The sequence below is a fragment of the Psychrobacter sp. MES7-P7E genome (genome assembly GCF_002863645.1).
In the GTDB taxonomy this organism is placed as follows: domain Bacteria; phylum Pseudomonadota; class Gammaproteobacteria; order Pseudomonadales; family Moraxellaceae; genus Psychrobacter.
In genome coordinates, this window is sequence record NZ_PJBU01000112.1 from 1 (window position 1) to 24,919 (window position 24,919).

The following is a 24,919-nucleotide window of genomic DNA, read 5'->3' on the forward strand; positions in this document are numbered from 1 at the left end:
TATTAATTATATAGACAAAATATAAAAATAATTTGGTACTTCTAGTTCTTAATCATGACGTACCAAATTATCTGTATTAGAACTTACTACACTATGAAAAACTCTTATCTATATATGAGTATCTTTAGGTAAAAATATCAAAGATCACTTGTTTTGATAGCATCTTTGCTCTCAAAGTCAGCCAACATTTCTGTGATTAGTTGATCTTTTTGATGCCATATCTGTTCTACCCAATCAAACATCTGTGCTTTTATCGCTTCATCTGTTTCATAGCCACCGTTTTTGATCGCCGTAAACAGGTCTTTGGGTATCTCAATATGTCGTACATCGACACCTAAACGCTTGATATTGCCTTTCCATAGATCACTATAAGTGGGAACACCGTCAGGGTAGACAATCGTCATGTCCAAAATCCCATCAATCTCTTCCCCTAATGCACTCATAGCCAGTGATAACCCGCCAGCGCGTGGCTTAAGTAAATGCGTATATGGGGATTTTTGTTTATCATGTTTGCTAGGAGTGAAGCGAGTCCCTTCTAGATAGTTCAATAGTGTAAAAGGCTTGTCCTTGAGCAATGCACATGCTCGTTTCGCTTCTTCGATATCCTTACCCTTTAGAGCAGGGTTTTTGGCGATGGCTTCTTTAGAGTGTCGACGCATCATAGGAAAGTCGAGAAAGTAGAAAGCTTGACCAATGACAGGAATATATATGAGCTCAAACTTGGTAAAAAAGCGCGTCAATGGCAAGCGTTTTTCGCTGATATATTGCACGATACTGGTATCAACCCAAGACTGATGATTGCTAACCAGTAGATACTTACCGTTGGTATGCACATCATCAGGTAAGTTAATGCGCCAATCTTTGCGTGGTAATACGTTGTCGATCAATGCGTTATTGCTATTGATCCAATAGTTCGTCACGTCGATAACGGCTTTGTCAGCGATGGCAGCACCGGTGATAGCCTTGGTAGCACCCATTACCCAGACAGGTAAACCAGCTAACATACTATTAAAAGTGATAACGCTGGTTGCTGTCGTCAGTGAGGCAGCTTTGCCCAATTTTGGAGCGCGTTCATGTAATTTTTGAACGATTGATTTCAATCGCATATCGAATCCTTTTACTCATACCTATGATGAGATATTGATAATGTTGCTGCATGATTTTAGCAGAAATTAATCTCAGTGTACGAGTGTTAACAACAAATAATAAACAGCATTGGTGAATTAGAACGTACAATTATATCAAGATTTTGCCAAAGCGAAATACGAACCAGACCATAAACACAGTCTGTTTTATTTATAAAAACTAACCGATGAAAAAAGAAATATAGCTTGCTCAAAGGTAAAATGTTTGTAGATGATATTTTGAGTTCAAATATAGCCCTTATATGCTGGCTAGTCTATGAATTTTGTACAGAACCTCTTTTTATAGATTCACAGTGCTACTCGCACATTAGTACTGAGCAAATACTAAGGAAGTTAGATATGAAGCGACTACGTTTGATAGCAGATAGGTTATCAATAAATAAAAAAAGGGCGTATCAAGAATTATCTCAATACGCCCTTTGCAATTTAACTGGTTAGATATTAATCAGCCAAATAATCGAGTGAATCAACACTCTATATTTACTATATCAATTAGCCGTGCATACCACGGATAGGGTAGTTGTTTTCTGGGTTTCTAACAAAAGCCAAACCATTTGCCAAGGCTTCAAGATCTGGTCTAGAGAACGGTGCGTTCGAGATATCAACGATATGTACTTTTCCTTCAGCATTGATAACGAATACAGCAGGTTCAGCGAAAGGATGATCAGTTTCTTTTTCTGAACGTGGGTCAGAGATATATAGACCTAGCGTATTCATCTGTTCGATAGTCAGACCATAAGCCATAGGGAAGCTAACATCTATTTGATCTAGATGACCTTCTAACTGCTCTTTGCTGTCTGCAGATACTGCGATGATATCGACACCAACGTCATAGAAAGACTGTTTTACTGTCTCTAAGGTATTTAGATATTTTGTGCAAATTGGGCAATGCTTACCGCGGTATACAACGACCAGTTTCCAATCATGACCGTTTTCAGGTTTGCCTAATGAAGTCATTTCACCATTTAATACTTGTACTTCCATTTCAGGAAACGTAGTACCGGCCTGAATTTTTTGAGCATAATCTGTTGACATAGTTTTTATCCTTTTTGATAGTATTTTTGTGGTTAGTTGGTATTTAACAGCCTTACAGTAGCAGTCTTAAGTGCAAAAGTATTGGATGTTTACAGTAGTTCCAAGTAGTAATAGGAAAAGTTAACATTACCTTTAAAATTGCTCAATAAGACTACTTAAGTAGGCTAGGGCATATCATCAATTAGCACATTGAAACATTTAGTGGTCTTAAAATGGCTAAATTTTGTCAAACATCGTCAGAAATCTTGTCAATATGTTCATATTTGCGGCGAGTTCTTCCTTGTTTGACTGCAATTTTTCTCATTTTGAGCCTCACAATCTAAATGATGACACGCCCTAGTAAGTCATAGACAAAGCGTCTACTTTTTCGCTTCTTCAGTTGTCTGAGCGTCTAATTTATCTTGAGTTTTTAGCTCAAAATCTGAGGCGTCATGACGTTCGTGTAATTGCTCAGCAGGTTCACCCCAAGTGCGGTTTACCTTTCGACCACGTTGCACAGCAGGACGCTCTAAAATCTCAGTTGCCCAGCGGCGTACATTTGGATAGCTCTCAACTTGTAGGAACTCTCCTGCATTGTATGCTTCACCTAGTATTAGATTGCCATACCAAGGCCAAGTGGCGATATCTGCAATCGTATACTCATCGCCGCCTAGATAGCGATTTTCTGCAAGCTCTCGTTCTAGTACATCTAATTGGCGTTTTACTTCCATCGTAAATCGATTGATAGGGTACTCAAATTTTTCTGGTGCATAAAAGTAGAAATGTCCAAAACCGCCGCCCAAGTAAGGAGCAGAGCCTTGTAACCAGAAGAGCCAATTCATGACTTCAGTGCGTGCTGCTGCATCTTTAGGCAGTAGTTTTCCGAATTTTTCGGCAAGATAAAACAAAATAGCGCCACTCTCAAACACACGGCTACCAGTTTCTGTATCCAAAAGTACAGGAATTTTTGAGTTTGGATTTAGCGCAACGAAACCTGATGAGAACTGTCCGCCTTCACCAATTTGAATCAGGTGCGCGTCGTACTCAGCTTCTGTCACACCCAACGCCAATAACTCTTCGACCATAATGGTGACTTTTTGACCGTTAGGGGTACCCATTGAGTAAATCTGCAACGGATGTTTGCCGCGAGGTAGTTCTGCTTCATGCGTTGGGCCAGCGATAGGGCGGTTGACACTTGCCCACTTACCGCCGCTTTCTGCATCCCATGTCCAGACGCTGGGTGGCTCGTAATGATTAGAGTTTGACATAATGATGATACCTTTTTATATACTGTGCTCAGTAGGGTGTAATTGGTAAATCAGATCCAGTTTATTGTTTTTATTCTGGCATGTCTGCTAGTTGCTTTAAGATGTTTTTGTAGTTGTCTACACCTTGCGCGCCGCTCACCAGATGCCGACCGTTGAAGATAACGGATGGTACGCTTTGAACACCTTGCTGCTTTGAATGCTGTACGGCTTCACGTATCACATTGGCAAAGCGTTGATCTGCGATAACGGCGAGTGCTTCATTACGATCTAGTCCAATATCTGCTGCGACATCTGCCAGTACGGTACTGTCAGCCACGTTTTTATTATCAACGAAGTGTGCAACGAATAATGCTTGTTTTAGGTCGTGCATACGTCCTTGCTGATCAGCCCAATGCAGCAACTGATGCGCATTAAAAGTATTGTAGGTACGGAAATCATCGGTAAACTGAAAATTAAATCCAGCTTCTGCACCTGCTGCTGTCATTCTAGCTCGGCTCTCTTTAACGTCTTCAGCAGTTGTACCGTACTTCTCCATAATATGCTCACGATAGTTTCGTCCTCCGTGCGGCGTATTAGGATTTAGTTCAAATGGATGCCAATGAATCTCGTGCGGCGTGTTGGTTTGTTTTAATGCCTCGGCCAATTGGCTATAACCGATAGCGCACCAAGGGCATACAACGTCTGACACGATGTCTATTTGTAAGGGTTTTTTTGCCTGTTCCATAGGATCTCTCATTAGCGATAAATTAAAATGAAAAACTGCTGCCCGAAGATGTTTCGAACAACAGTATGAAAACATCAAATGGACTGTGTCAGCGTTAGCCGAAAAACGTATTAGTCAGCTTTATGCCATTCAAATTTCTGAAATGGTTTGTCGACTGGTGTGTTAGCTAGGTGGTTCGTATAGTTGCTCATGACCTTTTGAGCAGCACCAAGAATAACTTCAAGAATTTGACGCTTGGTGTAGCCTGCATCTAAAAACGCTTGAACCGCGCTGTCATCAACGTTACCACGATTACGGACTACAGATAGTGTGAAGGTACGCAATGCTTCCAATTTTTCAGTTGGTAGTGGCGTTTCATCACGTAATGCATCAGTGATAGCGTCATCTACTTTCATGCTCTTAGCAATACCAGTATGCGCAGGCACACAGTAATGGCAAGCATGCTCAACGTTGATAGTTTGCCATACCACAGTGGTTTCTTCGTCATCAAAGCTACTGTCTAAAAACAGTTGATGTAGCTGTTGGTAGCCTTCGAGCAAGCCAGGTGCTTCAGCCATCACGGCGTGTAGGTTAGGTACCATACCAAATGCTTTGATAGAAGAATCAAGTAAGTCTTTGCTTTCTGCTGGGGCTGTGTCTTTATCGTGTAGAGTAAATTCGGTCATAATATAATTCCTGATAATAGGTTTAAGATTTAGTGTGTTTTAGAGTTTTCATGCCCGCTTCAAAGCAGTCGCTGATTTACATTTAATTATTGGCTTGAGTAATTACTCAAAATTAGCAACTTTGTTTAGCAAGCGAGTCAATAGAGACTACTATAAATGATATTGAGCAGTCGCTCAATAATTATTTGAGTAATCGTTCAAGTAAATTGTAATGGATCAATTACATTCCTCTGCGTAATTCATATTATTCTATTAATATCAGTAGCTTAAGAAGGCAACACTGTGTAAGTAGTGAGGCAGAAATAATAGTAATAAAGCGATTGTTAGTGTTAATAACATTATTTTCTCTAGTATTACGACAAAGCTTATTGAAATGATTGAGTGAATCGAGATTAATGAACTTCTGTCATCTCATGTAGCACGAATGATTCAACTGCGCCTTCTGTTGAGGCAGAGAAGTCTTTTAAGTGTTGGTTTTCCATATGGATTTGCCATAGCTCGCGCGTAGCCCAGCTTTCATGAAACATAAAGTGAGTGGGTTTCTCATTATCTTGGAACAAATCATAACGAATACAGCCTTCTTCGCTGCGAGTAGCTGGTATGAGTTTTTCGAGCTCAGCTTTTACGAGAGCGATGCTATCGTCCTTTGCTGTTATATGGGCGATGACGGTTAATGTAGTCATTTCTAATCCTTTGAGTTGGTGGGATGGTTAGACAAGTTGTGAGGATGGCTGTTGGCAAAAGAGTCTATATGCGAACAGAGTTATATCGACACTGTGTTTATTATATCAATATATAACATTACTTGAACGACCGTTCATTTGTGGTTATAGTGTATATCAGACAATAAAAATGTGCTTCAAACTTCGACGTCTATTTTTGTTCTCTCATTACAGCTTTTATAGTCATTAGTATAGTCACTAGATTTGATAGTCATCAAACGACTGTCTTCATATAATAGGATAAAGTTATGCTTAAATTTTATTTTCATCAAACGCCAAACCCAATGAAAGTAGCATTGTTTCTTGAAGAAACTGGGCTGCCTTATGAACTTGTTGCAGTAGATACGCTAAAAGGTGAGCAGCATACACCTGAGTACCGTGCTATCAACCCAAACGGCAAAACACCTGCCCTAGAAGATGATGGCAAACGCGTGTTTGATTCTACGGCTATCTTGATGTATCTTTCTGAAAAAACAGGCAAGCTGGCAGGACAGCCAGAAGATCGTAGCGAGATGCTATCGTGGCTAATGTTTGTAGCATCTGGATTGGGCCCTTTTTCTGGTCAATCTGTTCACTTTAGACATAAAGCGCCAGAAAAAATCCCATATGCCATTAATCGCTACCTTCGTGAGGCTGAGCGTCATTATGAAGTGCTAGATACGCACCTAGAAGGCCGTGAATATATGGTTGGTGATAGCTACTCAATCGCTGATATTTCTACTTGGGGCTGGATTGATAAGGCGACAGTTGTACTAAGCGAAGGCGGCTTGGATAATTATCCGAATCTAAAGCGCTGGTTTGATAGCATTAATGCTCGTCCAGCGGTACAAAAAGCCCGTGACATTCCTAAAGGTATTGATTTCAAAACTGAGTTTGACGACGTTGCTGCACGCGCGCTTTATCCGCAAAACTTTGATAAAAATAGTTAATCGAAGCAAAGAGACTCAATAAGTCTTATAATATAAAAAGTGATTAAAACCAGTAACTAAGGTTGATTCTACAAACTTTGCCTTAAAATAGATTTTAATGACTATGTGCAGAATTCCTCTACCTTTAAAGTAGAGGGATGAGTATATCATTATTTTTTAGTATAGCTTAAGATGTTATCATACCTTATGCCCAAACAAATCTTAAAAGCTTATAAAGTGAGATTATATCCAAATGACGAACAGCAAGTATTCTTTGCTAAATCATTTGGATGTACCCGCTTTATTTGGAATAAGATGTTGTCTGATAAGGTTAATCATTATAAAGCAAATAAAACGATTCTAAACAACACCCCTGCTCAGTATAAAAAAGAGTTTGAATGGCTCAAAGAAGTAGATAGCTTAGCGTTAGCTAACGTGCAGCAGAACCTTCGCAGCGCCTATAAAAAGTTTTTCGAACAAGGCACAGGCTTCCCTAAATTCAAGAAAAAAGGTATCAAAGACAGCTACACCACTAACAACCAAAAAGGGACGGTTGCACTCACATATAACAGTGTCAAACTCCCTAAAATTGGTCATATCAAAGCAAAAATACATCGCCGCATTAATGGGCTTATTAAAAGTGCCACTATCAGCGCAACTCCATCTGGTAAGTACTTTGTCAGCCTATTGGTTGAAACAGTAGTGGAGCCGCTACCAAAGACTTATTCTAATATAGGCATTGATTTAGGATTGACCAACTTTATTGTCTTATCAGACAGTACTAAAGTTGCTAATCCTAGGTTTCTATCGAAGCTGAAAGACAAGCTTGCGCGTGAGCAAAAGATTTTAGCCAAACGTAGAGAGGTTGCTAAAGCTCAGCAGCGTAAGCTGTCAGACAGTCGTAATTATCAAAAGCAAAAAGTTAAAGTCGCGAAGATTTACGAAAAAATAACCAACCAGCGTCTTGATTTTCTACATAAACTCTCATTCAATATCATCAAAAACCACGATGTCATTGCTATAGAGGACTTGAACATTAAAGGGATGGTTAAAAACAGAAAGCTTGCCAAAGCTATTAACGATAGTTCATGGTCAGTCTTTACAATTATGCTTGCTTATAAAGCAGAATGGTATGACAAAGCGCTTGTGAGAATAGACCAATGGTATCCGTCATCTAAAACATGCTCAGGCTGTGATTATGTCCTTGGCAAAGATGACCTTAAACTCAGCGATAGATTATGGGACTGCCCAAGGTGTCTACAGACCCATGATCGAGACATCAATGCCAGCATCAATATCTTAAATCAAGGATTGATATTGGTTAAACAATCAAAAACTGTCGGTGCGATAGGGTTAGCTTAGTAAATTCGCTTAACCGCTGATACAGAATAGCGTATTAAGTAAGAGCGTTACCTAAGAAACCTCTACCTATAAGCAAGGTAGTGGATAGTTCATGGCAAAGTTATTAAGGTGAAAATTATGAGTGCTCCGATAAAGTTCAATCGTGAGGATGTGATCGAAAAAGCAAAAAACCTCTATTGGGAAAAAGGCTATCACGCGACATCAATGCGCAATTTGCAAGATGTGGTGAATATGCATCCAGGTAGTATTTATGCAGCTTTCGGTAGTAAAGATAAACTATTTACAGAGTCACTGAATCGCTATGCTGCAGATGGTGCCAAGAGATTGGCCGACTGTATTGAGCAAAAAGACACAGTGCTAGATGGCTTAAAACATTTTATCCATACGGTGATTGTCTGTAATAGTGCTACTGCGCCTAGCGGTATGTGCATGATCGTCAAGACAGTCGCTGAGCTTACTCAAAATGATAGTCCAGATTTGCTCGCACATGCAACGAATATCTTAGAAGGTATAGAGGCATCGTTTGCTGTGCTCTTTGGACAAGCCATTGATAGCGGTGAGATTAGCGCAGAAAAAGATCCCGTTGAGCTGGCGCGTTATTTCCAAATTCAAATTATAGGTCTCAGGACTTATGCGCAAGTCACTAACGACAATGATGCAGTAGAAAAATATATCGATGATATTTTTAAAAATATCGTATAGCAAAGTTGTATAATCTGATTATGACAGCTCGTATATTTTGTCGTTGACCAATCATCATAGTATTACTAAAAACCCTGATTGCTAGTACATTAGCAATCAGGGTTTTTGTTATCTATTACTGTGCTTTCGGATTGTCATTGATGAATTTCAGTAGAAGCTCAGCCAACGTTTCACCTTGGTCTTCTTGTAGGAAATGACCACCGTTAGTGATAGTCGTATGATTTTGGCCTTTGGTACCAGGAATTAGCTTTTGCATGATGCGATCGCCGCCCCCAGTTACAGGGTCGGAATCACTAAACAGTGTAATAAATGGCTTGCTCCATTTGCTTAGCACGACCCAAGCTGCACGGTTGTTTTCTGAAGCAGGATCATCTGGTGTCGTGGGCACTAGGATAGGAAACTGTCTAGCACCTTCTTTATAGGACTCATCAGGGAAGGGTGCATCGTAAGCATCCAGTACGGCTTGAGACAATGTCGTTGTGGTGCCGCTTTTGATGGTGCCTGCTACATTGAACTGCGGCGTCTCCTGAGAGAACTTCTGCCACTTGCGAAAACCTTCGCCAGGATCATGATCTCCAGTCGGTAGCATCGTGTTGCCTGCTGCGACGCGATCGAATTTATCAGGATGCGCTGCTACTAAGCGTAGGCCGATTAAACCGCCCCAATCTTGACAAAACAGTGTGATATTTTTTAAATCTAATTGATCAAGTACCGATTGCATCCAATCGACATGGCGCTGATAAGTGTAATCAGTACGCGATGCAGGTTTGTCTGAACGTCCAAAACCAGGAAGGTCTGGCGCGATAACGCGGTGTCCTGCTGCTGTTAGTATTGGAATGACTTTACGATACAGATACGCCCAAGAAGGTTCGCCATGTAATAACAAGATAGGGTCGGCATCGCTTGGGCCTTCATCAAGGTAGTGTACGCGCAGCTCGCCACCCTCTGTATCATCGACCATCAAATAATTCGGTTCAAAATCGTAATCTTGCAAGTTAGCAAAATACGAATCAGGCGTCCTGAGTTTTTTCATATATCATCCTTGGTTTAGAAAAATAACAGTGCATTCTGGCACTGGTGTTAGACAATCTATTAAAGGTGGGTCTCTTAGTGCTACTCGACTATCACTGGTAATCCTAGCGATAAGGCTATCTGCCTATAGTTTATATTGATTAAACGTTCAAAATGAAAACTATACCCTACATGCATTCGTTGCTGCAAACATTAATAGTGGATGCGTCAGTAGCATCCACTATATATAGGATAAGTTTTGATAAGGGTAGGTTTTGAGTTTCATTTTATAAGGCTAAACTAATCGTGACGCCAGTAGACCTTTACCACGACATCGGTACGACTTAGTCCAAGTAGGTCTTTCAGTAATGGGCGCAATGCTTTGGCAGTATTTGCTTCTAGTGCTCCCCAAATTTTATCAATTTGTAGAGGGTTATTAGTCAAATAGTCGCCTAACTCTCTGTCGATTAGCGTGGCTAAATCTGCCCCTGAGTTAACCTGATTGGTCACTATAGGCAATATGGTAAAGTGGTCGTTACCATTGTTTTCAGTATCGCAATCAATGCCACTGCGCATTTTTACAGTATCAAAATAGCTTTGATCGCCTGCATCTTGCGTCACACAAACGACCAATGGTGGCGTAGGGTTGTTCCATAGCTCCAGCAGTCGTGCTGCCGTTGGCATCGAGGTCTCATCGACAATCAGTACCGCTTGACCGTTTCGTAAGTGCTCTACCTTTTCTGGAAACTCTCGTTTTGTAACGACGGTCTCGCCCGCTTGTAGTGCTGCTGCCCAGTTGCCACCTGGTGTATCTCCATGCAAAAAAACATCGACCCATGCTCGTATTCCATTATCAGCTTGCCATGCTTTTCTCAAAGTGTAATAGCAGTGAGGACGAGCAGGGCGTACGTTTTCCTTATTGCTATCATTAGTTTTATAGTCACTAGCTTTATTGCCATCAGTGCTGTCAGTCATCAATGCATCGGTCATTGCATTGTGCTCTAAATCAAACAAGTAAGCGTAACCCGCTTCGTTGGTAGGTACTGACGTCGAGCTTGTGACGCCCTTAGCATTACTTAACTGAGCGGTATTATTTAATGGCGTATCACTATTTAATGACGGCATGCTCAATTCAAGGCGCAGCATATTTTTGCTGACTCTATAACTACTTTGCACATCAAATACTTGCTTGGTCAGTTTGATTGTTTTTTTGCCTAGCTTTTTATCTGCTCTTTGTTTTAGCAAGATATATTGGGCTTGCAAATCATCAAGCTGGGAGATAGGTGCAGCAAAAGCGATAAAGAAAGTCTGGTTATGAAGCGAGTTATTTTGAGCGTCAGTTGATTGATTCTCTACGCCTTTTGGACAAGTCTGTATGGCAATACCTTCAGCATAAATATCAGTTATTTGGGCATCGACCAGATCCGATTCGGCGGTAGATAATGAGGTAAATGCACTCAAAAATCCAAGCAGTTCGTCGAGGTGCTCTTCATTAATATGAGCGACCACACTTGCTATTTCAGGATCGTTTAGAGAAGTGTATTGGCTGTTTTGGTTATCAGTGTTTTCTGTAGTAGCTAAAAGAAGGTTGGTCATATAAATACTCGCAATCAACAGAGCGTTGAAATTAAAGTGAATGAGTTTATAGTTAATGATAATTGTTTTTGTTATCATTTACGAGTAAAATCAATTTTTATTGTGGTTTGATCGTCAAAAATTGGTCTACAACCGATGGCCGATGAACCATCATTTTTATGACATATTATTTTTATCAACAATGAGTGCTTATATGCTACGTGCAAACCAGCTGACTATCAGCCGTCAAGGAAATACTCTATTAGACAACGTGACTTGTGAGATTGATACCAATCAACTGGTGGCTTTGGTTGGGCATAATGGGTCTGGCAAGTCGACTTTGATCAAGGCGCTAGCGGGTGAGATGGCAAGTAGTAGCGGCAATGTCACTTTAGATGAGCACAGTATCAATGACTACGGCAGTAAGGAGTTAGCGCGGCAAATGGCATATTTGCCGCAGCAATTGCCAGAAGCTGCTGGATTCACGGTGCGTGAGCTAGTCATGCTAGGGCGCTATCCCCATCAAAAATGGCTGCAAAAGCCAACTCAAATAGATAAAGACAAAGTCGCGCAAGCATTAAAAGTGACTCAAACCGAAGCGTTTGCTGATCGAATTACTGCCACACTATCAGGTGGTGAGCGCGCTCGTGCGTGGCTTGCGATGTGTCTGGCACAAGATACCCGTTACCTATTGCTCGATGAGCCACTTGCTGCGCTTGATATGCATTATCAAATCGAGGTCATTCAGCTAATTCGTCGTTTGGTGGATGAGCAAGGCTTGAGCGTGGTAATTATTATCCATGATATTAATTTGGCAGCGCAATATGCCGATCGAGTCATCGCGCTGAAAAATGGCCAAATATGTCACAATGGCGATATCGCCAGTACCATGCAACCTACCGTGCTACACGATATCTTTAATGTCGATATGCAGTTGCTCAGTCATCCTATTACTGGACAGCCTGTCGCAGTCGCTTAACGTTTGGTTTCTGCTCCTTCTTTCTTTTTAATTCGCCTACAAAGATACGCTTCTATGCCTCCCGTTTTTTATATAGATAAATTATCGAAACTTCCAATAGTTACGTCAGTATCAGTAATGACAACATTGAAATGGTTCGCCCTCGCATTGTGCTTGGTATTGACGGCCTGTAATAGTCAGACATCCACGCAAACAACTGCTACCTCAGAAGCAGAAAACAGTCACAGCGATAGAATGAATATCGTTTCTCCTGACTGGGGTAATGCAGCGACTTTGACGGCGATGGGGCATGCACCAATTGCGACAGGTGATGTCAGGGTTTGGGATAGATGGGTGGGTAGTCCCAAACTGCCAACATCGATCACGGACTTAGGAATCCGTTATCAGCCCAATGCTGAGCTAATCGCCCAACTGCCTGTCGATATGGTCATAGATAATTATTTTTATGAGCATGCACGTAACTTATACGGCGATGTCCCTGCAGAATCTGTGATGTCTGCGGCAAAAGGAGAGACAGCAACTTGGGCTGACTATACCGAGCCGACGCGGGAGCTTGGCATGCTGATCGACAACCCGAAGATGGCTGAGGACTATATTGTACAAAGTCAGAAAGACATACAGCTGGCCAGTCAGCAATTCAAGCAGCGCTATCCAAAAGCCAAGAAATTCGCAGTGGTACAGTTTGCAGATGCCAATAACATGCGTATGTATGTGGCAAATAGTTTATTTCAGCCTGCGTTAGAGCAGATGGATAGAGAGCTTGTGGTATTGGGCAAGGGTAATCAGTGGGGGTTTGTGCCGATACGAATGGGAGATTTGGCGCAATTAGATGATGAGACTTGTTTATTAATTATCGATCCACTAAGCCCAATCACTCGAGCTGAAATTGATGATAGCTTGATTTGGCAGCGCCTAGGTTATGGCAAGACCCGCTGTGTGGGAGAGCTACCACCAGTATGGATTTATGGCGGGATGTCATCATTGGTCAGCTTAGCAGATAACTTGTCAGAAGTTTCACTAAAAGGCGGGGACGTACTATGAGCACCAATGCAGACACTCACAACAAAAACAATAATATCAATAACCACGCCGACAGTTCTCATAACGACAGTGCTCACACGATAACATTAGCCTCTCAAGCAGCAACGGTTTCAAAACCCTCATCAACGTCATCGAAACATTCATCATCATTGAATCAGCCACCGAATCAACCCAGTCCCCAAACTTCTTTATTTGCCAGTATGTCTTGGCGACTATGGGTCATGCTCATCGGATTAGCGGCTTTGTCATTATGGAGTAGCTGGGCGTTGCTAGATCAGCAATGGACGCGCCCACTGAGTGACTTGCTTATACCAAGCTCGCAATTAGATATTGCCAGTATGGCGATACAGCTACATATAGTGGCAACCAGCGTAGTGGCGTTGTTGGCTGGCGGGCTATTAGGCGTGGTCAGTATTTTACTACAGCAATTGGTAAAAAACCCATTAGCATCAGATACAACGCTAGGTGTGGGCGTGGGTGCACAGTTGGCCATGCTTATCGTCACGTTGTTTTTGCCAAGCTTGGCAATTTATGGCGGACTTTATGTAGCCTTTGTAGGAGCTATCATTAGTATGGGTCTGGTGTTTGCCTTATCAGCACCCAGTCGATTTAATCCATTAATTTTGATATTGGCCGGTTTGGTCGTCAATATTTTGCTGGCCGCAGTAGCCAATGTTCTAGTACTGTTTTTTGCTGAGCGTAGTAATGGCATGCTGTCATGGGCGGCTGGGTTTTTGGCACAAAACAGCTGGCATACCAGTATCGCGCTAGTCATCACTGCTATTTTGATGGCGGTTGTATGTCTGCCACTATTGAAACCATTAACGCTAATGAGTCTAGATGACACGCAGGCCAAACGTTTGGGTGTGCCTATTAATGGGATTCGGGCACTGGTTGTATTGGTAGTCGCCGTTGTGACCGCTTTAGTGATTAGTGAAGTTGGTTTAATTGGTTTCATTGGTCTTGGTGCGGCAAGTTTGGTCAATGCGCTGGGCATCTCCGCGATTGGTAAGCGTTTGGCCACTGCCTTTGGGTTGGGGGCGCTGCTGTTATTGTTGACCAGTAATGTCGCGTTACTGCTTGAGCCAATGCTCGATATGCAGATTCCAGCTGGTGCCATGACAGGTATCTTGGGTGCGCCGCTGATTATTTGGCTGATTTTGCGTCAGCGCCGCGCGCGGATAGAGACAGTGACGCCGATGCTTGCGGGTAAGCATACATCTATTGCCTTTTGGCGATGGGGCGTTGGTGTGATCGCTATCATCATGCTGGCTTGTCTTTTTGTACAAGATATCAATGGTTGGGGGCTCAGTACGGACTGGGCGCTCACGCAGCAGTACCGCTTGCCTCGCAGTTTGAGTGCTGCAGCAACAGGCTTGATGTTGGCAGTCGCCGGTGTGCTACTGCAAACCTTAACGCGTAACCCTATGGCCAGTCCTGAGGTGCTAGGTGTCAGTTCAGGTGCTGCATTGGGGGTTATTTTAGGGTTTTTATTATTACCAAGTTTAGGGCTATATGCGGGAGCAGGGACGTTGCTGGTTTCAGGACTGTCAGGAGCGATGGCCGTGCTGCTATTGATTATTTGGCTGGCACGCAGGGTCAGCTCAGGTTATTTATTGTTAGTAGGTATAGGCATTGCCGCCATGATGGATGGGGTGATGCATATGGTCAAGCTTTCAGGAGATCCGCGTCTAGAAGCGATGCTCAGCTGGCTGTCAGGGACAACTTATAGCACGCAGCCCAGTACAGTATGGTATCTCATTGGTATTGCATCTATCTTATTTGCACTCAGTCTACTGCTGATTAAGCCTTTGCGTGTCCTTGGTTTAGGCACAGGTGTGGCACGTAATCTAGGTGTGGCAGTTACACCAGTGACTTTGTCGTTATTGGCATTAGTAGCAGCGCTTAGCACGGCCAGTACGCTTGCCGTTGGCCCATTGAGCTTTATTGGTTTGATGGTGCCACATTTGGCTACTTCACTGGGAGCTGTGAAGCTTGAACGGCAATTGCCACTAGCTGCACTCTTAGGGGCAGGGGTGATGGTGATAGCGGATTGGATTGGCCGTTATGTTATTTTCCCTTATGAGCTGCCAGCGGGCACGATTGCGGCCATTATTGGTGGTGGCTACTTCTTATGGCTCATTCGTAAGGTGCCAGCTTCAGCAAGTAGATAGCTCATGTCTGCAAGCATTGAATTTGAATAGCCGGCAATTTTGTCTTCATTCAGCAGAGGTTTATCTAACCTTATTTGAGCAGCCATTTGATAAGAATAACGATGCTAAGTTTCAGCGAAATTGAATGACGTGCTCGGCAAGCTAGCAAAATAATAACTAGGAGCAAGTCATGCTGACCATCACTCAATTTTATAGTGCCACTGCTTAATGAGCAACGCCCCTATAAATAAAGCACCTATAGATAAGGTATCTACAACTGAGTCGCCTATAAACGAAGCCTCGAATAGTAGTGGTAATGGCTTTACCGACAAACAAGTACAGCAGGTATTACTGACACTATTACTCGGCGGTACGGTCGTCAGCTTTAGTAATAGTGCGCTTAACCCAGCAATTCCTGTTTTTATGTCGGTGTTTGATGTCGATATCGTGATGGGCGGCTGGGTGCTGAATGCTTATGTATTGGCCATGAGTGTGGGGCTGATGCTAAGCGGCTACTTAAACAAAAAGTTTCCTTTTAAGCATGTTTATTTGGCGGCAATTTTTGGATTTATGCTGGGCTCAGTCATTGGGATGCTGGCGTCTAGTATGAGCTTTGTCATCATTGCCAGAGCCATACAAGGACTGAGTGGCGGTCTGATCATCCCACTGTCTATTGGTATGCTGTATCAGATTTATCCGCAGCAGCAGCACGGCAGAGTAATGGCGATATGGGGCATTGTTATTATGATGTCGCTAGCGTTTGGCCCTTTGGTCGGTGCTTACTTGGTTGAGCAGTTTGCGTGGTGGACACTGTTTGCCATTACGTTGCCACTTAGTGTGGCGGTCATGGCGATGGTATGGCGGCTAATACCTGACATGCGCTCACATGATCAAGAAACCCCTTTCGATATCATCGGGTTTGTCAGTTTGATCATCTGGCTACTGGCGATGATGATTTGGCTGAGCACCCTCAAAATAGATTTTACTCACGGTATCTCAAGGCGCGATGATTTGTTAAAAATAGTGGCATTAGGCGCATTGTCTATTTTATTTTTGCTGTCAGCCGTGGCTTGGTGGGCATATGAGCGTCGTCAGCGTCATCCGTTATTGAACGTGCGCTTGTTCAATAATAAGACCTATTTGCACAGTAATATCATTAGCATTAGCCAAACAGTCGGTTTGATGCTGTGTCTCTTGTTATTACCCGTGTTGATACAAGATGTGATGGGTGAGAGTGCCTTATGGACAGGCGTTGTCCTAATGGTCGCGACGCTCGTGGCCAGTATCACCACTCATTACGCTGGCAAGATGGTAGATAAGCAAGGTGCCAGAGGGATTGGCATCGTAGGAATTGCGATTAGTGCGCTGTCTACCTTGATGCTGGCATGGTGCTTGTATCAGCCCACACTTTGGCTACTCATATTGACGATGAGTGTGCGCGGTGTCGGCGTGGGTTTGGCGTATCTGCCAACCACCACAGTGGGTTTTAGTAGCTTACCTAAAGACTCGGTCACTGAGGGAGCTGCACTCAATAATATCAGTCGCCGTATCATCTCTACCATCGTTATCACGTTGACAACCCTTTATATCCATAGTCGAAGCGCGCAGCTACTAGCCGCAGGTAGTGATGTTGGCATAGCAAGCGCTATCCAAGAAATACTGGTGATAATCGCGTTGAGGCTATTGTTCACACTTCCTTCTGCCTGCAAATTACCCCGCGCGCCATAACGATCAACTTCATAGTTGGGCAGCATGTAGATTACCGGTGTCAATGACGATCTGCTTGAAGGCTTATCCCTTTTATCTATTTATTTGAACAAACTTTGAGACAAGCCGCTTATGTCACTGTCTAACCATTTCGCCAAATTTACCAAAGAAACGGACGGTAATTGCAGTAAGTCAGTCAACATGGTCACTCGCTACTTATAAAAACCTATTTGTAAATACTTATAGAAATAAAAATCATTATCATTTAGAATGTCATTCACAAAGTTAGTACATACAGTATTATTTGCTAAATATAACGCGTATCACTGTCCACCTATCCAACTAAGTGAAATAACCTAAGTGAAGTAATTATGAAAAGCCACCATCATGTTGCTCTATCTCTTCTTACCCTTTGTATCAGCCAGCAGTTATACGCCCAAACTAATACCAATTCAGTGCAAAGTGCATCAGGTGTGCAGGCCACCGCTGCGGCGACCCCGAATGCATCATCAAGCGATGTACCTAGTGTGACTTTAGATGCTATTACAGTTAGTGCCAATGCCAAAACAGGCACAGCGCTGGCACAGAAAATCAGTGAAATGCCTGCTGTCACGCAAGTGATTTATGAGGCGGACATTCAGGCGCAGGCGACAGGTAACCGCACGGTTGGGGACATCTTAGCCCAGCTCGTGCCCAGCCTTGGCGTGAGCAGCGGCTCGGTTAGTAACTACGGCACGACCATGCACGGGCGTCCTGTACAGTATTTGCTAAATGGCGTGCCATTATCTGGCTCGCGCAGTCTGTCACGCGAGCTAAACAGCATCGACCCTGAGCAAATTGAGCGCGTCGAAGTGCTCTCAGGTGCGACCAGCATCTATGGCGCGGGGGCAGCCGGCGGTCTGATTAATATTGTGACCAAATCGACGGCAGGCTATGGCTTGACAAGACAGACGCGCCTTGGCATCAACAGCAGCCGCGAATTTAAATCCGACTCGCTCGGCTATCATGTGGGACAAAGCATCGGCTACGGCGGCGAGCGCGTGTATGGTAATGTCGATGTAGACTACGAGACCACAGGTGGCAAGTTTGACAGTCATGGCGACCGCATCAGCCCTGATGCCAACCAAACCGACAACCAAGACACCGATACTATCAGCGTCAACGCCAACCTTGGCTTTGATATTAGCGATACCAAAACCATGAATCTTGCGGCGACTTATTATGACAGCGAGCAAGATACCGATTATGGCGTCGATTACGGCAATGATCTGTCTGTACTGCTAGTAAAAGGTACTATACCGTCACTACGTGCTATCGATGGCGCCAATATCGAAAACCAGCCCTACAATACCAAAAGCTCGGTCAACCTAAACTACAATGACAGCGACTTTTTGGGTTCTAACTTAAGTCTGACAGGCTATTACCGTGACGAAAAGGCGCGCTTTTATCCGTCAGGAAAGCTTTTTAACAAACAAGCCCAAGAGGTATGGGTAAATAATGGCTTGACGGATGAAACAACCTTAGGAAAATTATTGGCTGCATCGGCTGTGGTTACTCAATCAGAAGCGGACATTGAGGTGATGGGATTGCGCGCCGCTATGCAGACTGAAACCGATGTTATGGGTAAAAATACCTTGTTCAGCTATGGCGCGGACTTTGAACGTGAAGAGAGTGAGCAGACCTATTATGGCCAAGACCTGACTACCTTCCTTGCAAGTAATGGCTTGACTTCAACAAGTAATGGTCTGAGCTATAACGGCGGACCAAAAACCACTATCGATAAATGGGGCGCGTTCGTCAATGCCGATGTGGATATGACCGACAAATGGCACACCAGCGCTGGCGTGCGCTATCAAAACATCAAATCGGATACCGACCGTTTTGTGCCCATTTATGAACAGCTATTGGCGGATTATTTTGCGACCAATGGCATCAGTGATATTGCTGACGCTTACGGTATTGATTACGAAGCAGGCGCGGTTGAGGCGGGTAGCAGTAAGCACGACAAAGTGCTGTTTAACCTTGGTACCAGCTATCAGTTGACCGATGACGACCAAGTCTTTGCTAACTTCTCGCAAGGCTTTACCACGGCTGACGTGCAGCGCGCCTTACGTGACGTGCGCGCTGGATTTGTGGTCAACTCAGACAATATTCAGCCCATTTCTATCAATAACTACGAGCTGGGCTGGACAGGTACGCGCGGTGATACCAGCGCAAAGGTTAGCGGTTTTTATAACGACTCAGACAAAACCGTGCGCTTTACCAACGACTATACCGTCGAAGTCGTCGATACGGACGAACGTATTTACGGCGCTGAAGCCTCGCTCACGCATGATTTAAACAAAGACTGGCAAGTAGGCGGCAGTGTTGCTTATACCCGCGGGCAATACAAAAAAGACGGCGACTGGCTGGAGCTGGATGCAGTACGCCTGACGCCACTCAAAGGCACGGCATACGCGCAGTATAACTTTAGCGAAGGCAGTAACATTCGCTTGCAAGCGCTGGCAGTCGGCGGTAGCGACAAGGCTTATAAAGACCAACAGAACGACCCAGACGCGAGTGCGCAGCCATTGACAGGCTATGCGACCTTTGATGTGCTTGGGCAAGTCAAATTACCTGTCGGACGTATGGGCTACGGCGTGTATAATATCTTAAACAAAGACTATCAGACCGTGTATCATCAAACGACCTTTGGCGATTTAAACCGCTTACCTGCTTCAGGGACAACTTACGGCTTGAGCTATACCGTGGATTACTAAAAAGCGTCACGCATTAAAAAACCCTTCATGCTATGAAAATTTAGCGTGAAGGGTTTTTTAATGTTCATAACTCTCTAAATCATTCATCTGCTCCAAGAGTATTTGCTAGCGTTTCCAACTTCACGCTTTATCAGGTGTAAAATTCTTCTTTAGTATTTTATGATTGACTTATAGCGTATCAATGCTAATCTAAGCACTCTTTGGGGAGTAGCCTGCTTTCGTACTGCGAAAGCGTTCGTATCAACATACTTGGCCACATGCCATGGTGCGAACACCTCTCGGTTGGCGAGACCATCGATATATCTACACTGCAGGTCGGGGGTGTGGCTATGTCGTGGACTCTATACTCGACCAGAGAAAATCACATGAATCCTATCGCACTTCTATTACTTGCGCTTTCTATGTCTACGGATGCCTTTTCCGTGGCAATCAGTAAAGGCGCAAGTCTCAAAAACCCTCGTTTTATCGAAGCTTTCAGAATGGGTGTTATTTTTGGCACCATTGAAGCGATCACGCCGATTATTGGTTGGTTAATTGGTCACTCTGCCACATCCTTTATAGATGCGTCTTTTATTGAGGCATGGGATCATTGGGTCGCGTTTGTCATTCTTGCAGCTCTCGGTCTGCACATGCTATATGAGGGACTGAAGCCAAGTGATGAAATGGCAGAAGCACCGTCGAGACACTCTTTCCTTAAACTTGCCATAACTGCATTTGGTACCAGCATCGATGCCATGGCTGTCGGTGTGAGCCTAGCATTTGTAAAGGTCAATATTTTACTGGCGGCAGGTCTTATTGGCTTGGCCACTACAGTAATGGTCACGCTAGGGGTGATGTTAGGCAAGGTGTTAGGTTCATTAATCGGTCATAGAGCTGAAATATTTGGTGGTGTGATGCTCATTGCCATCGGTGCATGGATTTTATTCAGCCATCTTCAATGATTATATACAAACTGTCTACTACGAACAGATAGTCATTACGTGTATAGATCTGTTACTGACTTTTGGATGTAGAAAACCTGTTTACCTAAGAAAAGCCTATCTATATTAATAGTTAGGCTTTTCGGGTCTAAAACTAGTACATTACGCTGTAGCAGTTCGTAAAAGGTCTGAAAAACACAGCACTACAAAATTATCAATAATTATCCGTTGTCAGCGAAGAGGCTTGAATAAAGTGCCTATATCTATGCTTATACACATAGTTGTTATTTACTAAAAAAACAACAGACAATAAAAAAGACCTCCAATCTCTTGAAGGCCTTTTTTATTAAAACTTAAATATGGTGGGCCCAGTAGGACTTGAACCTACGACCAAAGGATTATGAGTCTTATATTCGGTTAAAATACTTGACGATACTTGGCAATAGGTGACGATAGATAGCAATAGATAAGTATAATTATCAATGACTTACGTTTGACTTGGAAATAAATGGCAATACATAAAAATATGTAACGATAATTCAAGAGTATATCAATAGTATACTGGCAGTATATTCGCTGGCATGAGCGAGGTTTTGACACCGCACCAAACCCTGCCTTGAGCGCGATCAAAGGCAGGAAAACCGTAACGGCATGCTGAGAAAGATTCGCAGGTCGGCACTACGCATATTGCGCGGTGCACTGGTATGCCTCATTGGTTAGGTAGTTATCCAAATCGCGCTTATAGTAAACAATACACTTATGGCGTGGTTTAAAAAAGGGTATACCCTTGGTGTTTGTGCAGCGCATTTTTTGCAGCGTTGCGGTTGATACATCCAAGTAGCTTGCGGCATACTCAGGCGTCAGCGGTGTGTCATCTGGATTGTTGATAACAAACTGCTTCATCTTCATTTTTTCGTCTTCAGTGACGTCTTTCCATAACTTCTTAGCCATTCGTATGTACTCCTTCTATTACTTTAAAATCAATCACCCAAAACCAATCTGTGTAATGCACGGCAAGTTTCTTTTCATGTCGTAAGTGTAGGAAAAGAGCGCTAGCCCATTTGCCAATACAGCCTATATCTTCGCAAGTTTGATGTTTGTGATCGCAATAGTCTGGTTTTAACCCCATTGCCTTTGCGTCAGCCTCACTAATGTCTTTTATTCGCTCGATACGAATATCAGTTATTTCTAAGAGCATGCGACTTTCTTCATAGCTGAGATCACAAGATTTGTTATAAGTTAAGTCGCAAGCTGGAATATGAGCTGGATCATCATACGGACCATAACCCCAATCTATTGCATGCTGACCTTCAGTAGATGCGACATATACTGGACCAAGCCAACCGACATCCTCTATAGCGAGAGTTGGCTCTTGTACCCACAATCGATCACCGATATTGCCAAGTGGGCAATGGCCAATACATCGATAGTCTTCCGTATATTGACGTTCTTCACCTTCTGATGGCTCTAATCGCTCTACATAATGAGCGCCTTTTGGGTCAGGAGTGCAACCGTCGTCGTCTAAGAAATCACGGCCGTCATAACGCCAATCGCCACTAAATAAGCATTGCGTATCTTTGGTGTTCTCGATAATAACCCGATGCTGCGTCTTATCACCTGCCAGCACTGCGTTGACTTCTTGTGTGCTGAATATCACTGGACGTTCTTTTGGCTTATTCATGATTGTCTCTCCATACCTGACACATTTGGATTAATGCTAGTGATTAGCGCTTGTCGGCAAGCCTCAACCAAGTAAGGCTTGTCCTTGATAGTCTTAACTACCCACTGCAAGAAGCCACGATCTTTAGGGTCTTTCGCCATATCAGCGATAAGCTTTCCTCTATGGTCATTGCCGATGGGCATAATCTTAGGAATCCGCGCTTCCTCGCTGGCAAGGTATAGCTGTTCCATGCTCGTTATGTCGCCAAGCTCGCATAAGTGTTCTAGCAGCCACAGCGTGAACGTCACATCCCAACCAGCGTTATGAGCATTACGGCAATACTGACGTGCTAGATCAGGATTAATCGCGTAGGTGAGTGCGCCTAGTGAATGACTGTCCAATTCTGGCAGTAATCGACGTGCCAGCGCTTGCGTGCAAATACGTTTGTACTGGCTAACATCGACGCTAGCGTTGGCCGCGACTTGAATATCGTAATCAATATTGTGCCCTATGATGTAGGCTTCACCGACTGGCAGATATTGTGGCACCACAAGCTTATGACTTAATGCGTGCTCTACGTCGCTTGGCATGATGTGAGATACGGCCATAGCACCATAGCTAATTGCGCGGTCTGGCTTGCAGAATCGCACGTTGCTTTGCTGGTTGTCGTCTCTGTAGTAAACAACCTCTGCCACTAGATCGCCTTGGTCATCAAAGGATACGTTACGCCACCCAAGCTGTGTCGCTTCCGCTTCCTTGCTAACATCCGTTGCTTCAAAGTCGATAATCATTGCTGGCGTGGTCATGCTTTTGACTCCTTTACAAATTCATCAAACAGATAGTTATAATCAAAAGGTTGTGCCAAGCCCATTATTGGCGCTTTTTTGTGCTGCTTAGCCTGTAACTCTTCCACGTCAATCTCTTTCGGGAATTTGGTCATATCCTTCTGAGCGCGAACAATAATGTAAGTTTTGCTCATATCCATAAGGCCGCTGCCGTTACGTGCTGCATCGACTGCCATGTTTGCGGCATCGGGTATTGTTTCTCTGCCGCCATAGCTTTGATATTCGATAGTCGCGCAATATCTTTTGCCATCAATCATAAAGACGTGAGCTGTGACTACGAACATGCGCGGCTCATTCATAATCGTGGCGCGTAGCTTTCGGTCCAACCAATCGCCTTCGTACTCAGTGTGAATCCTAACTTCATCGCTGGTGAATGAATTGTTCAGCGGTATGCGCATAAAGCCTTCGTACATTTCCGGCTTGCCAGCTTTAACCTGGTTCGCCTTTTTAACTGCTGCCTTTTTACGCTTGTCACGGTTCTTAGCCTTAGCCATGTGCCACCTCCGGTGTTAATTCATACCAATCTTGCATTGTGAACAAGCCATTTAAGATACTGACTTGCTTAAATATGTGACGCATAAACGTCGCGTCGTAGCGTCCATGCCAGTTGTGCGGCATATAGCTGATTGCTGTGTTCTCGCAAAACTCATAAACCAGAGTCGCTATCGTGTAGCTACCCATGTTTGGGTACAGTTTTTTGATCACAGACGACATGCAGATGAAGTTAAAAGCATCTGTTGGCACGCCAGCGCTGGCAAGCAGTCGTTTAGTTTGTTTTGCATCAAAGCAGACAATGTAGTCATCATTGACGCGACTCATAACTCGGGCCAGCACTTCTTTGTAGTATTTAGCGCCTTCTAAATCTCTATGATGAATGCCGTTTAAGCCTTTTTGCTCGCTAGATATAGCGCGGTGCACAAAACATAACTCATGATTAGATTCATAATTGCGCTTTGGGTTTGTCTCAACAATAAAGTGCGTATTGTCAGTAAATGCGATTTGCGACCAAGATATCTGTGTCGCTTGGGCGTACCTGGTTGTGTCAGTCGCCTGCATATCGATAATTGTTGCTGTTTTTGTGTTCATAGTATTCATTCCGTAGTAGGGGTAGAGTTGCTGCTAAGTCACCTATGCGGTGATAAAAGTTTGGGCAACTGGCATCAGCTAGTTGGTGATTTCTAAGCCACCTGTACGGTGGTATTTCAGCCATCAACGAATAGCAGCTTACGGCTGCAAATCGTTATTCCAAAAAGTTAAAACTGACCGTCAAGCCAGCTTGCGCTCGTCACAGTAAATAGGCGTGTTATCTTTATGCCACTGCTTATGACATGGATCGCACAGCCACATAACATCCAGCGGCTTGTTGTAGTCGCAATGATGACCGTGTAATTCAGCCTCTTGCTGGCAAGTCTCACAGCAAGAAGGTCTGACTATCTTGCCGTCACGCAAGGCGTTATTAACTGCATTGTGTGCTTGGCGTATAGTTGGATTTCGCTCAGCGTAAGCACGTTTGGCAGCACTTGCCTTTCGTTGGCCTCGTTCGGTACGCTGATAATCCTTACGCGCTTGCACGCGGTCAGGATTGTTAGCACGCTGTCTATCGAACTCGCGGCGAGCTTCGATGTTATTAGCTCTGTTAGCTCTAGCCTTGGCGCGTATGCACTCTTTGCAATCGCCAGACTTACCGTCACTGCGGATAGATGATTGGTAAAAATCACCCTCCGCTTTCTCAGTTTCGCAGTATCTACAATAGATCATT

23 protein-coding genes and 1 riboswitch are annotated in these 24,919 nt (G+C 43.7%); of the genes, 9 read left to right on the plus strand and 14 right to left on the minus strand.

The window, feature by feature from the left end; translation table 11 throughout:
- Nucleotides 1-137: 137 nt before the first annotated feature.
- From CXF62_RS11365 to CXF62_RS11390, 6 genes are all read right to left on the minus strand, one after another.
- On the minus strand, nucleotides 138-1,106 hold the full coding sequence (locus CXF62_RS11365) for an acyltransferase (protein WP_102094444.1): 969 nt from the start codon (nucleotides 1,104-1,106) through the stop codon (nucleotides 138-140).
- A gap of 531 nt (nucleotides 1,107-1,637) precedes the next feature.
- Nucleotides 1,638-2,180 carry a peroxiredoxin-like family protein gene (locus CXF62_RS11370; RefSeq protein ID WP_101205252.1) on the minus strand — a complete coding sequence of 181 codons (543 nt, stop codon included), beginning with the start codon at nucleotides 2,178-2,180 and terminating at the stop codon, nucleotides 1,638-1,640.
- A gap of 359 nt (nucleotides 2,181-2,539) precedes the next feature.
- Nucleotides 2,540-3,427, minus strand: coding sequence for a glutathione-dependent disulfide-bond oxidoreductase (gene yghU, locus CXF62_RS11375; RefSeq protein ID WP_102094445.1), 888 nt, complete (start codon nucleotides 3,425-3,427; stop codon nucleotides 2,540-2,542).
- Nucleotides 3,428-3,497: 70 nt separating this feature from the next.
- A complete protein-coding gene (locus CXF62_RS11380; RefSeq protein ID WP_102094446.1) occupies nucleotides 3,498-4,151 on the minus strand; it encodes a DsbA family oxidoreductase in 654 nt (217 codons plus the stop codon).
- A gap of 110 nt (nucleotides 4,152-4,261) precedes the next feature.
- Nucleotides 4,262-4,816, minus strand: coding sequence for a carboxymuconolactone decarboxylase family protein (locus CXF62_RS11385; RefSeq protein ID WP_101205249.1), 555 nt, complete (start codon nucleotides 4,814-4,816; stop codon nucleotides 4,262-4,264).
- 392 nt (nucleotides 4,817-5,208) lie between these two features.
- Nucleotides 5,209-5,499 (minus strand): putative quinol monooxygenase, encoded by a 291-nt coding sequence (locus tag CXF62_RS11390; protein WP_102094447.1) that lies wholly within the window; start codon nucleotides 5,497-5,499, stop codon nucleotides 5,209-5,211.
- Nucleotides 5,500-5,786: 287 nt separating this feature from the next.
- Here CXF62_RS11390 and CXF62_RS11395 point away from each other — a divergent pair, with 287 nt between their 5' ends.
- From CXF62_RS11395 to CXF62_RS11405, 3 genes are all read left to right on the plus strand, one after another.
- Nucleotides 5,787-6,467 (plus strand): glutathione S-transferase family protein, encoded by a 681-nt coding sequence (locus CXF62_RS11395; RefSeq protein ID WP_101205248.1) that lies wholly within the window; start codon nucleotides 5,787-5,789, stop codon nucleotides 6,465-6,467.
- 186 nt (nucleotides 6,468-6,653) lie between these two features.
- The gene (gene tnpB, locus CXF62_RS11400; RefSeq protein WP_102094448.1) at nucleotides 6,654-7,808 is read left to right on the plus strand and encodes an IS200/IS605 family element RNA-guided endonuclease TnpB; all 1,155 of its coding nucleotides are present in this window, start codon (nucleotides 6,654-6,656) and stop codon (nucleotides 7,806-7,808) included.
- 117 nt (nucleotides 7,809-7,925) lie between these two features.
- Nucleotides 7,926-8,510 (plus strand): TetR/AcrR family transcriptional regulator, encoded by a 585-nt coding sequence (locus CXF62_RS11405; protein WP_101205246.1) that lies wholly within the window; start codon nucleotides 7,926-7,928, stop codon nucleotides 8,508-8,510.
- Nucleotides 8,511-8,625: 115 nt separating this feature from the next.
- On the opposite strand, the gene CXF62_RS11410 is transcribed toward CXF62_RS11405, so the two are convergent.
- Nucleotides 8,626-9,543 (minus strand): haloalkane dehalogenase, encoded by a 918-nt coding sequence (locus CXF62_RS11410; RefSeq protein ID WP_102094449.1) that lies wholly within the window; start codon nucleotides 9,541-9,543, stop codon nucleotides 8,626-8,628.
- A 278-nt stretch (nucleotides 9,544-9,821) separates the two neighbouring features.
- Nucleotides 9,822-11,117 (minus strand): siderophore-interacting protein, encoded by a 1,296-nt coding sequence (locus tag CXF62_RS11415; RefSeq protein ID WP_185156650.1) that lies wholly within the window; start codon nucleotides 11,115-11,117, stop codon nucleotides 9,822-9,824.
- A 193-nt stretch (nucleotides 11,118-11,310) separates the two neighbouring features.
- Between CXF62_RS11415 and CXF62_RS11420 the strand changes: the two genes are divergently transcribed.
- The 6 genes from CXF62_RS11420 to CXF62_RS11445 all read left to right on the plus strand — a co-directional run bounded on the left by CXF62_RS11420 (nucleotide 11,311) and on the right by CXF62_RS11445 (nucleotide 20,676).
- Entirely contained in the window at nucleotides 11,311-12,075 is a 765-nt protein-coding gene (locus CXF62_RS11420; RefSeq protein WP_101205244.1) for an ABC transporter ATP-binding protein, read from the plus strand.
- A 117-nt stretch (nucleotides 12,076-12,192) separates the two neighbouring features.
- Nucleotides 12,193-13,116, plus strand: a complete 924-nt coding sequence (locus tag CXF62_RS11425; protein WP_227673300.1) for an ABC transporter substrate-binding protein — start codon at nucleotides 12,193-12,195, stop codon at nucleotides 13,114-13,116.
- Entirely contained in the window at nucleotides 13,113-15,290 is a 2,178-nt protein-coding gene (gene fhuB / locus CXF62_RS11430; protein ID WP_102094452.1) for a Fe(3+)-hydroxamate ABC transporter permease FhuB, read from the plus strand. Before CXF62_RS11425 ends, fhuB begins: the two co-directional genes overlap by 4 nt.
- Nucleotides 15,291-15,497: 207 nt before the next feature.
- Entirely contained in the window at nucleotides 15,498-16,997 is a 1,500-nt protein-coding gene (locus CXF62_RS11435) for a DHA2 family efflux MFS transporter permease subunit (protein ID WP_102094453.1), read from the plus strand.
- A gap of 350 nt (nucleotides 16,998-17,347) precedes the next feature.
- Nucleotides 17,348-19,735, plus strand: a complete 2,388-nt coding sequence (locus tag CXF62_RS11440) for a TonB-dependent receptor (protein WP_102091428.1) — start codon at nucleotides 17,348-17,350, stop codon at nucleotides 19,733-19,735.
- A 190-nt stretch (nucleotides 19,736-19,925) separates the two neighbouring features.
- Nucleotides 19,926-20,093: riboswitch (yybP-ykoY riboswitch) on the plus strand.
- Nucleotides 20,065-20,676 carry a manganese efflux pump MntP gene (locus tag CXF62_RS11445; protein ID WP_228153227.1) on the plus strand — a complete coding sequence of 204 codons (612 nt, stop codon included), beginning with the start codon at nucleotides 20,065-20,067 and terminating at the stop codon, nucleotides 20,674-20,676. It overlaps the preceding riboswitch by 29 nt.
- Before the next feature lie 657 nt (nucleotides 20,677-21,333).
- Here the strand turns inward: CXF62_RS11445 and CXF62_RS11450 are convergent.
- From CXF62_RS11450 to CXF62_RS11475, 6 genes are all read right to left on the minus strand, one after another.
- Entirely contained in the window at nucleotides 21,334-21,606 is a 273-nt protein-coding gene (locus CXF62_RS11450) for a helix-turn-helix domain-containing protein (protein WP_102094455.1), read from the minus strand.
- The gene (locus tag CXF62_RS11455; RefSeq protein WP_102094456.1) at nucleotides 21,599-22,336 is read right to left on the minus strand and encodes a hypothetical protein; all 738 of its coding nucleotides are present in this window, start codon (nucleotides 22,334-22,336) and stop codon (nucleotides 21,599-21,601) included. The genes CXF62_RS11450 and CXF62_RS11455 overlap by 8 nt, the downstream gene beginning before the upstream one ends.
- Nucleotides 22,333-23,121: a 3'-5' exonuclease gene (locus tag CXF62_RS11460; RefSeq protein ID WP_102094457.1), complete on the minus strand. Its 789-nt coding sequence runs from the start codon at nucleotides 23,119-23,121 to the stop codon at nucleotides 22,333-22,335. The genes CXF62_RS11455 and CXF62_RS11460 overlap by 4 nt, the downstream gene beginning before the upstream one ends.
- Entirely contained in the window at nucleotides 23,118-23,654 is a 537-nt protein-coding gene (locus CXF62_RS11465) for a hypothetical protein (RefSeq protein ID WP_102094458.1), read from the minus strand. The genes CXF62_RS11460 and CXF62_RS11465 overlap by 4 nt, the downstream gene beginning before the upstream one ends.
- Nucleotides 23,647-24,246, minus strand: coding sequence for a 3'-5' exonuclease family protein (locus CXF62_RS11470; protein WP_102094459.1), 600 nt, complete (start codon nucleotides 24,244-24,246; stop codon nucleotides 23,647-23,649). The genes CXF62_RS11465 and CXF62_RS11470 overlap by 8 nt, the downstream gene beginning before the upstream one ends.
- 180 nt (nucleotides 24,247-24,426) lie before the next feature.
- The gene (locus CXF62_RS11475; protein WP_102094460.1) at nucleotides 24,427-24,918 is read right to left on the minus strand and encodes a hypothetical protein; all 492 of its coding nucleotides are present in this window, start codon (nucleotides 24,916-24,918) and stop codon (nucleotides 24,427-24,429) included.
- Nucleotide 24,919: the final 1 nt, after the last annotated feature.